This is a genomic window from [Ruminococcus] lactaris ATCC 29176, assembly GCF_025152405.1.
GTDB classification, from domain to species: domain Bacteria; phylum Bacillota; class Clostridia; order Lachnospirales; family Lachnospiraceae; genus Mediterraneibacter; species Mediterraneibacter lactaris.
This window is the reverse complement of sequence record NZ_CP102292.1, coordinates 1,279,224-1,290,486: the sequence shown is the minus strand read 5'-3', so window position 1 is coordinate 1,290,486 and position 11,263 is coordinate 1,279,224. Positions and strand designations below refer to the sequence as shown.

Below are 11,263 nucleotides of genomic sequence, written 5' to 3'. Positions count from 1 at the left end.
AGGAATATTATGGAAGGTATGTTGTTTTATCCGACACTAACTCCTGAAATGTCGGAAGCAAGTGGGATAAACGTTGATAAATACAGATTTACATATTCTTATCAAGATAAGATATTCGGACTGCAACAGAAGGGAACTGCCACGATAAAACTGTCTGATCCGTTGGATATCTGGAAGATAGAGACGGAAGGATTAATCTTTGAAAAGACAGTTCGAGTGGCTTATCCAAATCTTCTGAAAGGAAAGACAGGAATTGCTTGTAGGGATGCTGATTTAGGCATCTGTATTATCTGGGTGAATAAAAAGCTGACACAGACAGGATATATTCTTCCGACTTCAGATGTGATTACAAGTCAGGGAAGGGTATGCAAGTTTTATCATACCTTCAAGCCAGGGTATATATCGGGAGACATGGAACTCAGCATCATATTTTATATCAAGAAAAAAGCGGGTATTGTTCAGGAAGACGAAGCAGATTTGATTAATGAAGATGGTGTCTCGGTAGGAGAAATTGAACATATAGTCTTAGATTTCAATAGCTTATATATGGAGTTCCCAATTGAAGAATACAAATCTGAAAATGAACCTTTATGGTGGGTTGAATTTTCACAGTGGGAAGATCCAAAAACCGTAGACATGTTTTCAAAAGACAGTTTATGTCTGTATTTGAATCCGTACTATGATGGGTGCCCAGCTCCATCAACAAATGAGAACGGGGACTCGATTAAAAATTTTGATATGATGGTTGACATTTTGGCGCAGACTTATTTGTTGATATTTCAAAGGCTGAGTGATGAAGATTTAAAAGCTACGAAGCAAAACATAGGACTTGCAAATAATTCCATATGTAGTATTCTTCATCAGTTTATAGAAGACTGTTATGAAGAATTGCATTGGGAGTCTTCCGAAAAGCTTTTGAAAAGCTTGCAAAAGAATATAAGGATGAAGCTTCGGGAGGAACGCGAGTGATGGATTTCAACAGATATAAACTTTCATTCAATGATGCTAAGAATAAAATTGAAGCATATGATTATATGAGTGATACGGAGTTCAGCGACCAAATAAGGCATTGGGCGATGTTTGATGTTCCTGTAGACAATTACGGGATAGAGTACAAGTTAATCAGAGACGGTGTTGTTGAGACATTCAAGACAGTACTTGCTGAGAGTGGAAACCGTATTGACTATAATTTAGATTTGAAGGTGGGAATCAGATTATATGAGCTCCTGAATCCTCTGGACGATTTTACTGTTATAGAAGCGAATGATGATGATATATGGAGATATATTTCTGTGATTGTGATGCCTGACATTACATTTATCAGATATCCGAATCAAAGGGATGATGTAAGAATAATAAGTGAGTACATACCGAATCTTTCCTATGCGATAGGTGTAAAGACGGAAAAAGATAGTGTAAGATTAAAAAAGAAGAGGTTTTACTCACATACAAGAAGGATTTGGTTGAAGACACTGTGGTGGTACATCCATTTAGGATGGCAAGGGGATTCCAAAAGCACTTACGAAGTTTTGAAGAATAACGGAACTAATATAATAAGCCATTTCATAGAAAGACCAGGCAGAGGATATAGGGAGCAACTTTTTCGATGTATGTTATATGCATTTTCAATGCTGCCGGAACAAAGGGATAAAACATTCCGAGCTGCAGCTAAACTTAATCTGGCAAAATGCGTTTCCTTAGAACCTGCTTTGACAGACGGCGGTGAAACACAATATTCTAAAATGCTGTTTGATGAGGTATACGATAAGGAGGTGTCAGTCCACGATGATGAAGGAAGCGATATTGAATAATTGGGATACTGACATTTTAGGATATGCGCAGAATATCTCTCTCTTGAAGCATACTGATTATCCAGCTTGGACAGTAAAACTGGATGATTCATATGGAGTTGCCATACCTTATAGTGGGAGGGAAGAGATTAATGAGAGTTTTGCAAATGCCCGAATTCGAAGCACAGAAATAAGAGTTCTGACAGGAGAGGTAAAAAGAGTTATTTTATTGACGACGGATTCTGTTGATATAAAGACTCCTTTTGCGTCTCTTTGTGAAGCGTTGGTAGATCCTGGAGAGAATGGTATTCACAGAATACTTATAGAAGCATCGCCCGTAATGTGGTGGAAAGAATGGAAGGAACTTCTTGGTAACAGAAATATTGATGACAGAATCTATGATGTTCTGGGGGAATTATGTGTTCTGAAATATGTTGTAGACAGAGGTGAAGAAAGTGAGTGGAACGGTCCGGATGGGGCAACATATGACATAGAAACTTCTACAAGATTTATTGAGGTAAAATCGAGTATTAACAGAGAGAAGCGTGAAGTGACAATAAGCAGCCAATTTCAATTGTTTCCGAACGGGAAGCCGTTGGTTTTAGTTTTGTGTTGCTTTGAACCAACCGTTATGTCTGGAAAATCGATTGACAGCATTATTTCAGAGTTTGACTCAATCGGTTATAACACGGCTCTTCTTAATCAAAAATTGGAGAAAAAGGGTTTTGAGGCAGGAATGAGTGCACGCAAAAAAAATTTTATTCTGCATGAAATGCTTCTTTACATAATAGATGATAGTTTTCCGACCATAACACCAGCTTCATTTGTCGGTGGAGTTATGCCTACGGGGATTACAAAAATAAACTATACAGTGGATCTATCGGGGCTGACTCCGATTTCGCTGTTGCAAGGGGAAAATCATGATATATAAGACCATAGATTTATGTGCCGGAATCGGAGGGATTCGTCGCGGTTTCGAGATGACTGGCTTATTTGAAAATGTATTATCGGCCGAAATAGATCCATATGCAGCCTTAACATATAAGCATCTTTTCGGAGAGGATCCTACAAATGATTTAACCTCAGAAGATTTCAAAAATGAGGTTGTAAACACAGAATATGACGTATTACTTGCTGGATTTCCATGCCAAGCCTTCAGTAGGGTCGGAAAGCAATTGGGGTTCAGGGATACAACGAGGGGGACTATATTTTTTGATATAGCGGACATCATTTCTCGGACGAACCCGAGGGCAGTGTTTCTTGAAAATGTAGAAAACTTGGTTTCTCACGACAAAGGCAATACCATAGAGACAATAATAAAGACCTTAGAGGAAGAATTGGAATATAGGGTAATAGGTGTTACTTTAGACGAAAATGGAAATTACAGTTACAGTAGAGCTACTCTCGTAAGAAATACACGGGAATTCGGGCTCCCTCAAAATAGGCCAAGGGTATATATTATGGCATTCAGTAAAAAAATATACGGAAATGCCATTAAGCTTCTCAACGCACAGTTACCAATAAGTAGAGATGAGACTATCTTCAGGGATGTGACAGAAGTTCTGGACACAAATGTAGATGATAAATACTACATGGCTGAGGGTTATTTAGAAACATTAAAGCGACATAAGGCAAGGCAGAAAAAAAATGGATATGGATTCGGATATTGTGTTGTGAATAAAAGTAATGAAGACCATCCGATTGCATATACAATTCTTGCAACTGGCGGTTCAGGGAAGGAGCGAAATTTAATTTATCAGCCGAAACCGGGTGTTTCTGGGAAGAAGGTCGCTGGCAAGAAGACTGTCCTTAACTCTGAAGGAATCCGGGTAATGACTCCAAATGAATGGGGAAGACTGCAGGGATTTATAGGCTATGGATTCGTAGATGAAAACGGGGTGGATAGTTTCGCTTTCCCGGAAGATACAACGAACGGTCAGAAGTACAAACAGTTTGGTAACTCAGTTTCTATCCCAGTTATTAGGTCAATGGCTGAATTTATGCTTGAGTGTTTTGAACTGCTGGAAGAACAGCAATCAGATATTATTCACGCTATGGCTGAGAATAATGTATTCTTTACCAAACGTGATGTTATGGAGGTTCTTGATCTGAATCCGCCACAAGCAGGAGCGTTGCTGAAAAGTTTTGTAGAATCAGGTGAATTATTACGAGTATCTCGTGGCAAAACCACAAGATATACTAAGAACAGAAAAGATGTAAGTCTACCTCCATACAGTCAGGAAGAAAAAGTGATTGAACTAGCCGAAAGAAAAGGAATAATTCGAAATGCTGATGTTCAAAACTTACTTAATATTACCCATGATAGTACTAACGTTCTTTTGTCCGTCTTGACTAAAAAAGGTGTATTAATGCGTATTTCACGAGGAAAATATTGTATAAATCATCGTTAACACTAAATAAAAGTAGCGACTTACCAATACACATTGCTGGTAGGTCGCTATTTTCATGTTATTCTTTTTTGTAAAAATTGGTCTCATAGCCATCGGCGCGAAGCAGTATGCCAGGCATCCAGTCCAGAGATCGCCCCATCTGCTTACAGATTTCGTTCAGGTCAACTCCAGAGCTACATTCGATGATCAACTCATCATGGACGTGTCCGACGATGAAGCAATGCCGTAGAGTCTTCATGGCATTGCAGAGGATGTCCCTGCTGACTGCCTGAACAATATTTTCCACAAACTTCGGACCGTAGGATTCTATGCGTTCCCATTTCTTGGTGGAGCCGATGCCCTCGTAGGTGACGGATTCACCGCCGAATCTGTTTTCACCAATCTTTGGCTTCACATAGCTGAGTACTCTGCCGGAAGGGCGCTTGATTAAGAGCATTCCGCTTTTGTAACAGAAATGAATTCCGTTTACTTCAGTAGGGATGTGCATCTTGATGGCAGTCTTTATTGCATTATCTACATTCCACCAGAAGGCTGTAATCATAGGATTGGAACTGCGCCAAGAGTCTACCAATGGTTGAAGCTCTTCTTCGGTTAAGCCCATTTCTAAAGCTCCCATGGATTTCAGAGCGCCTACAGATCCGCCATATCCGAGGGCAAGCTCTGCGATTTTGCCCTTCTGTCTGAGGTGAGAATTTATGCCATGTTTTTTAACCGGAACTCCAAACATCTGGCTGGCAGAAGCGCAGTAGATATCTTTTCCTTCAGCGAATACTTTGGAACGCCAGGTCTCACCGGCAAGATGTGCAAGGACCCTGGCTTCGATGGCAGAGTAGTCACTGACAATGAATTTATATCCAGGTCTTGCGATGAAGGCTGTACGGATCAGCTGGCTTAAAGTATCAGGAATGTCATCATAAAGCATATCCAGAGTATCATAATCACCAGTACGAACCAGCTCACGAGCTTCAGTAAGGTCGGACATATGATTTTGCGGAAGGTTCTGTAGCTGGATCAAGCGACCAGCCCATCTTCCTGAGCGGTTGGCTCCATAGAACTGGAACATACCGTGAGCTCTGCCGTCTTTACAAACAGCATTCTGCATTGCCTGGTATTTCTTTACAGAGGATTTGGCAAGCTGGAGTCTTAGCTTAAGTGCTTTGCTGATATCGCCATCGGTCTCCTTAATAAGACCAGCAACCTCCTTCTTACCAAGGGATTCTGTTTCGACACCGTTATCAGAGAGCCATTGTTTCATCTGAACTACGCTGTTTGGATTATCCAGATTAGTTATATTCTTCATTGCTGTTATAAGAGCTGATTTGGATCTTTCATCGAAGGCGATAGCATTTTCTACAACATCCATATCCAGCATTATGCCACTGTCGTTGATTTCCTGATCAATATGATATTCATGCCACACTGAGTCAGGTACCGGAAATTTTGATAATCTCTGCTTGATGGCAAGCTCCACCTCAACATCTCTGCGATTATAGGTCTTAAATGTTTCCCATTTATCAGGTGCATGTTCAGGGAGATTTCTGGTTCTTCCTCCATTTACTTTTGTTGGCTTACAGGGACTGCAGAAGTATTTGATTAAGTCCTTGCCTTCTTTCATTTTCTGGTCCTGAAGCTTGAGGACAGCTCCGACACCTTCAAGTGAAAGTGGCAGTCCCATATAGGCGGACCATATCATTGTACATTTCCATGAGGCTGGATCCAAGAAGTTTTGTACCGGATCGCCTTGAGTATTATAGGTTTTGAAGTATTCTGGATGATGCTTCCTGAGCCAGTTGGATAAGCAGACTCTTTCAAAAGAAGCATTGAAAGCCCATTTGATTATATTTTCATCAGATAGTGCTGCTAAGATTTCTGCTGGAATCTCATCACCTGATGCAAGGTCATAGACAACAACAGGCCCATTATCAACAGAAACACCGAAGAGCAGTATCTCAAAATTATTAGACTCGGCGTATTTGTAGGCTCCGCATTTAGAGATATCAATATCACTGTAAGTTTCTAAATCGATTGACAATTCTTTCATCATAAATTATTCCTTTGCAAAAATGGCAGCGGCACTTTGTGGGTACCGCCGCCTGTGTATTAGTTTTTATCAGTATCTTCGGTCTTAGGCTGGAACCATTAATAATTCTTTTGTCATAGGTTGTCACCATACCTTTCTTCGAATTGGCGGCAGGTTTGTCCTGCCGCCGTAATTGTCGTGTGATTTTTAGTTGAGGAAATCGTCCTCATCATCAGTTGCGAAATCATCTTCTGCACGAGATTTGCCGCCGAGTGGTTCGCCGTCACGAATTTTCTGAAGATTGTTGAGACCGCAGGCAATTCCTTTGTTTCCATTGCTGTTGAAGGCATAAAGGTTAATGCTGGCTCTGCCGTATACGCCGGAATACACTTCGGATCTCTCAAAGATAGGCTGACGGTCTGCATCTACGATGCCAGGTGCTGTAGCGCTGTTGGCGTTAATGAAGTATGCGTCTGCGTAAGCTGGATCATCAGGTCTCTCCAGATCACCATCGCGGAGAGGTGTTTTGAGTACGGAGAGAGCAGGAACGGTCTTGCCATTACCCTTGAGCTTGCTCTGACCTTCTTCATAAGCGGCAGTGATTGCGGCTTTGATCTTGTTTACGGTTACAGTGTCGGACTTGGGAATGATGAGGGAAACGCTGTACTTAGGCGTGCCTCCGTTGATGCTCTTGGCATCCCATACATTTGCATAGCTCCAACGTGTGTTTACTCCTGTGATTACCTTTGTAGGATTAGAAATCTTTGACATAATTGTTGTCTCCTTTACTCTTTAAAGTCATCTTTTGCTGTATTCATTGCCGGTCTCTTATCTGATTCCAGTACCAATGTGGGTTTGCCAGGTGGTTTGTAAATAAGCCCACCTAAAAGCTCTTCGAATTTCTTTTTTCCGAGCAGTGTGCTCATGGATGTTATGCCGAGTAGCTTTTTCTCATACGGATCAAAGCCTGCGTCTTTTACTGTATCTGCTACAGCATTTTCGTCTGTATATTTTCTGTTGGATCTTCCTTCTACAATTTTCCAGCCTTCGAAGTGAACACCTGATTGTGCCTGTTGCAGTGCATAGTCTTTGATGTCGTTGCCCCATGAGATCATTTCATCTACTTTTTCGAGGATGGCTGCGATTTCTGTATCATCCAGTGTGGCGGGCATCTTGAAATCATATTTGGCAAGCTCCAGATTGTATTCTGCACGCTTGCGGCAGGTTGCCTTTACCTTGCAGAAGGTACAATGGTCGCCGGCGTTGAATTCGCCTTTGCCGACGTATGCAAGCTGTGCGGTTGGTGCCAGGACTTCGTCTGCCCATTTCAGAAGATCTTCCTTGCTGATGGTGTAGGTGCTGATGTTGTTGCGTCTTGGCTGGAAGATGGTCATTTTAATTTGGTTGATGTCGTAGATGTCACCGAATACTTCTAAAGCTCCTAAGGCATAGCACATCATCTGGCTGTTGCCGCCATACTCATCGTCGCCGGCACTTACGAGGATTCCGAGACCGTGCTTGTAATCGATGATTTGCAATACTTCATCGGCTACGATGACACAGTCGCCGGTTCCGAAGCCATTTTCTACCCAGCGGGAGAAATCCAGTCTCTGTTCGATCATGACTTGTGGGTCCTTGCAGAATTCTTTTGCTGCTTCAATCTGCTCTAATACGTAATTTCTGTATTCTTCAGCACAGTTTTGCATTTCGGCATCGTAGTAGGTGAGATTTTCCGTTGGATCGATTACATCTCTGCCAAGTGCTTTTTCTACCAGATAAGCACAAAGCTCATGGCAATCAGTTCCCTGCTGTGCATATTCGGAAGCCTGATCCAGGATATTGGCACAGAGCTTTGCGCTTGGTGGACAGGCTAACCATCTGTGGCTGGCAGAAGCGGAGAGGTATGCGTGCTTAGGCATTTCCAATCACCTCTGCTTCCTTAAGAAGGGCTGCGTAATCTTTCGGATCAATCTGCTTTAACTGCTGAGCTCCGAATTTTTCCAGAAGGTCTTTTACTTCTTTTTTAAATCCGGCGGCTGATTTTGCAGCGAGTACTCCGCGAACATTTTCCTTTGTATAGGTAGGAGCGGGCTCGGTCTTTGCCGGAGATTCTTCTGTAGAAGAGAAGATATCCTTTAATGCATTTGCGGCTTTGATCATTCCTTCACCGCAGGCAATCATTTCATCCAGCACCTGAGATAATTCACTCATTTTGCTCATTTTCAGTTCCTCCGTTTTCTTTATTCTGTTGTCTTAGATTGGCTGCCAGTCGTTTGGCTACTACGCTGATTGCGATGAGAGTATCTATGAGCTCTTCCTCAATCTGTGGAGTGGCCTGCTGGCTTTTATCAATCGTTTCTGTCTGCATCTGCAGCACCTCGCTTTCCGAAGGGCTTTGTTGCCTTTCTATCTTCCTAAGCGTATCCAGGGATTGTTTTTCCGGTCGGAGGGAATATTTTTTGAAAAAAGTTTTGAAAATAGCCAGGGCAAATTTCGCTTTATATAATGAAGCGATGTTGCTCTGGCCGATTTTTGCAAATTATTTTTGAATTTGACCGGAAAAGTGTAGGTCAAACCCGCTTAGGAAGTTAGGAGAACTTGTAGGTTCTTACTTTTACAGAAGCGGGGTTTGAAATATGCGGGTAACTATTTGTACAGCAAACTGCGTCGGTCAAGCCGTGAACTGTAGCTATCCCAATAGGGTGACAGTGGTCAAGCCGGAGCAGCTGCAGGAAGCGGTGAAGAAGGATCATGTTTGTGCAGAGTTCAAAGGAAATTATCGAAGCGTTGAGAATTTCATCAGATCAGATGTGATTGTCATGGATATCGATAATGATCACACGGACGAACCTATGGAATGGATTACGCCTAAGAATCTGGAAGAGCTGTTTCCGAATGTGGAGTACTTGCTGGCACCGAGCCGCCACCATCTTTTAGATAAGGAAGGCAAGTCGGCGAGACCGAGGTATCACATGTATTTTCCTATTTCAGAGATAACGGATGCCGGCAGGTACGCAAATCTGAAGAAAGCAATTCAGAGTGTTTATTCCTTCTTTGATGGAAATGCGCTGGATGCTGCCAGATTCATATTCGGTGCGGAATGTGATGAGGTGATTTATCACGATGGTTGGATGACGGTGGATGAAGAGGTAGATATCTTTGATATCGAAGAAGAGGATTTTGATTCTGAGATGTCAGGTGGTAAGAGTACCGGTCCTATCTTAGAAGGAAGCCGTAATAACACCATGAGCCGATTTGCGGGACGTATTCTTAAGAAGTATGGCGATACAGAGAAGGCACATGAAGCTTTTTTGGAGCATGCAAGAAAATGTGATCCGCCGCTTCCTGATTCTGAGCTTAAGTCTATCTGGAACAGTGCAGTGAAGTTTTACAGGAAGAGTATTGTGACACAGGACGGATATGTACCGCCGGAGGAATATAATGCGGATTTCGAAGGTGCCACTTTGAAGCCTGAGGATTATTCCGATATCGGACAGGCGAAGATTCTTGTGCGTGAGTATGGCGAAGAGCTGAAGTACACCAGTGCAACAGATTTTCTTAGATTTGATGGTGAGTGCTGGCGTGAGGATAAGCAGTTGGCAATCGGCGCAGTTGAGGAATTCTTGGATCTGCAGCTTCAGGATGCAATGGATGAGGTTGCCAGAGTAGAAAAGGCATTAGAGGATGCCGGTGTTCCAAAGGCTTCTATCCAGGCAGGGCCGAAGGAGCTTCTGAAGGAAGTGGACGGTCAGCTGTTACCGCTTGTTTATATGCTCATGGGTGCGCAGACATATCTGAAGTTTGTGCAGAAAAGACGTGATTATAAGTACATTGTTTCAGCAGCGAATACTGCAAAGCCGATGATCGCAATTTCGGTCAGTGACCTGGACAAGGATGAGAATCTCATCAATACGCCTTATGCCACCTTTGATTTAAGGAAGGGACTGGCAGGAGAACAGCCTCATGATCCTGGGGATTTGATTACTAAGATTACGGCATGTTCGCCGGGTGAAGAAGGAAAGCAGATATGGTTGGATGCTTTGAAGCTTTTCTTTTGCAAGGATCAGAAGCTCATCGATTATGTGCAGGAGACAGTTGGTATGGCTGCAATCGGTAAGGTTTATCAGGAGCATATGATTATTGCTTACGGTGGCGGTGCCAATGGTAAGAGTACCTTCTGGAATACGATTTTTCGGGTGCTTGGTAATTACGCAGGTAAGCTTTCAGCAGAAGCGCTCACTATGAACTGTAAGAGAAATGTGAAGCCGGAGATGGCTGAGCTTAAGGGTAAGAGACTCATTATTTCTTCGGAGATGGAGGAAGGGATGAGGCTTAATACGGCAGTTGTGAAGCAGCTTTGTTCTACAGATGAGATCCAGGCTGAGAAGAAGTACAAGGATCCGTTTTCTTTTGTTCCGTCACATACGCTGGTGCTTTATACAAACCATCTGCCGAAGGTTGGAGCTAATGATGATGGTATCTGGCGAAGGCTGATCGTGATTCCTTTTAATGCGAAGATTACCGGTAAGAGTGACATTAAGAATTATGCAGATTATCTTTTTGAACATGCTGGACCTGCCATTATGAGTTGGATTATCGAAGGTGCCAAGAAGGCTATCGACAAGGAATTCCATACAGATCTTCCGGATGTGGTGGAGGCGGCGATTAAGGCATACCGTGAGGATAATGATTGGCTTGGTCAGTTTTTAGAGGAGTGCTGTGAGATGGATCCGTCATATAAAGAAAAATCGGGAGAGCTGTATCAGGCTTATCGGGCGCATTGCATGCAGAATGGCGAATATATCCGCAGTACTACAGATTTCTATTCTTCGATGGACAAGGCTGGATATAATCGTATCCGCAAGAATACGGGAGTGCAGGTGGTTGGATTGAAGCTTAAAGAAGGACAGGATTTTTTAAATTAATCCTTTTTGTGTAGGTCGTTAACCTCTCTACATAAAAGTCCCTTTAGAGAGAAATTTATAAAAAATCTGCTATAGGGAGTTTTACGGAACGAGGTACTCGACCTGCACACCTGTTAA

The 11,263-nt window shown here is 42.5% G+C and carries 10 protein-coding genes; 5 read left to right on the top strand and 5 right to left on the bottom strand.

Annotation, left to right across the window (positions count from 1 at the left end):
* The first annotated feature begins 9 nt into the window (after nt 1-9).
* The 4 genes from NQ541_RS06070 to dcm are packed head-to-tail and all read left to right on the top strand — an operon-like array spanning nt 10 to nt 4,201.
* Nucleotides 10-969 carry a hypothetical protein gene (locus NQ541_RS06070; protein WP_005612455.1) on the top strand — a complete coding sequence of 320 codons (960 nt, stop codon included), beginning with the start codon at nt 10-12 and terminating at the stop codon, nt 967-969.
* Entirely contained in the window at nt 969-1,811 is an 843-nt protein-coding gene (locus tag NQ541_RS06065; RefSeq protein ID WP_005612457.1) for a DUF6339 family protein, read from the top strand. Before NQ541_RS06070 ends, NQ541_RS06065 begins: the two co-directional genes overlap by 1 nt.
* On the top strand, nt 1,786-2,721 hold the full coding sequence (locus NQ541_RS06060; protein ID WP_005612459.1) for a PD-(D/E)XK motif protein: 936 nt from the start codon (nt 1,786-1,788) through the stop codon (nt 2,719-2,721). Before NQ541_RS06065 ends, NQ541_RS06060 begins: the two co-directional genes overlap by 26 nt.
* Complete coding sequence (gene dcm, locus NQ541_RS06055; protein WP_005612461.1) at nt 2,711-4,201, top strand: DNA (cytosine-5-)-methyltransferase; 1,491 nt, start codon at nt 2,711-2,713, stop codon at nt 4,199-4,201. Before NQ541_RS06060 ends, dcm begins: the two co-directional genes overlap by 11 nt.
* Before the next feature lie 58 nt (nt 4,202-4,259).
* Here dcm and NQ541_RS06050 read toward each other — a convergent pair whose 3' ends face one another.
* The 5 genes from NQ541_RS06050 to NQ541_RS06030 form a co-directional block, all read right to left on the bottom strand.
* Nucleotides 4,260-6,242: a DNA polymerase gene (locus NQ541_RS06050; protein WP_147644443.1), complete on the bottom strand. Its 1,983-nt coding sequence runs from the start codon at nt 6,240-6,242 to the stop codon at nt 4,260-4,262.
* A gap of 186 nt (nt 6,243-6,428) precedes the next feature.
* On the bottom strand, nt 6,429-6,992 hold the full coding sequence (locus NQ541_RS06045; RefSeq protein WP_005612464.1) for a DUF2815 family protein: 564 nt from the start codon (nt 6,990-6,992) through the stop codon (nt 6,429-6,431).
* Between the two features lie 14 nt (nt 6,993-7,006).
* The gene (locus NQ541_RS06040) at nt 7,007-8,140 is read right to left on the bottom strand and encodes a DUF2800 domain-containing protein (protein WP_005612466.1); all 1,134 of its coding nucleotides are present in this window, start codon (nt 8,138-8,140) and stop codon (nt 7,007-7,009) included.
* A complete protein-coding gene (locus tag NQ541_RS06035) occupies nt 8,133-8,441 on the bottom strand; it encodes a hypothetical protein (protein ID WP_044941028.1) in 309 nt (102 codons plus the stop codon). The genes NQ541_RS06040 and NQ541_RS06035 overlap by 8 nt, the downstream gene beginning before the upstream one ends.
* Nucleotides 8,425-8,589, bottom strand: a complete 165-nt coding sequence (locus NQ541_RS06030) for a hypothetical protein (RefSeq protein WP_005612470.1) — start codon at nt 8,587-8,589, stop codon at nt 8,425-8,427. The genes NQ541_RS06035 and NQ541_RS06030 overlap by 17 nt, the downstream gene beginning before the upstream one ends.
* A gap of 370 nt (nt 8,590-8,959) precedes the next feature.
* Here NQ541_RS06030 and NQ541_RS06025 point away from each other — a divergent pair, with 370 nt between their 5' ends.
* Nucleotides 8,960-11,146, top strand: coding sequence for a phage/plasmid primase, P4 family (locus NQ541_RS06025; RefSeq protein WP_330362704.1), 2,187 nt, complete (start codon nt 8,960-8,962; stop codon nt 11,144-11,146).
* The last annotated feature ends 117 nt before the right edge of the window (nt 11,147-11,263 follow it).

Bases quoted from the DNA above. Each gene is read 5' to 3' on its own strand.
- NQ541_RS06070 (WP_005612455.1), top strand. From the start codon at position 10: ATGGAAGGTATGTTGTTTTATCCGACACTAACTCCTGAAATGTCGGAA.
- NQ541_RS06065 (WP_005612457.1), top strand. From the start codon at position 969: ATGGATTTCAACAGATATAAACTTTCATTCAATGATGCTAAGAATAAA.
- NQ541_RS06060 (WP_005612459.1), top strand. From the start codon at position 1,786: ATGATGAAGGAAGCGATATTGAATAATTGGGATACTGACATTTTAGGA.
- dcm (WP_005612461.1), top strand. From the start codon at position 2,711: ATGATATATAAGACCATAGATTTATGTGCCGGAATCGGAGGGATTCGT.
- NQ541_RS06050 (WP_147644443.1), bottom strand. From the start codon at position 6,242: ATGAAAGAATTGTCAATCGATTTAGAAACTTACAGTGATATTGATATC.
- NQ541_RS06045 (WP_005612464.1), bottom strand. From the start codon at position 6,992: ATGTCAAAGATTTCTAATCCTACAAAGGTAATCACAGGAGTAAACACA.
- NQ541_RS06040 (WP_005612466.1), bottom strand. From the start codon at position 8,140: ATGCCTAAGCACGCATACCTCTCCGCTTCTGCCAGCCACAGATGGTTA.
- NQ541_RS06035 (WP_044941028.1), bottom strand. From the start codon at position 8,441: ATGAGCAAAATGAGTGAATTATCTCAGGTGCTGGATGAAATGATTGCC.
- NQ541_RS06030 (WP_005612470.1), bottom strand. From the start codon at position 8,589: ATGCAGACAGAAACGATTGATAAAAGCCAGCAGGCCACTCCACAGATT.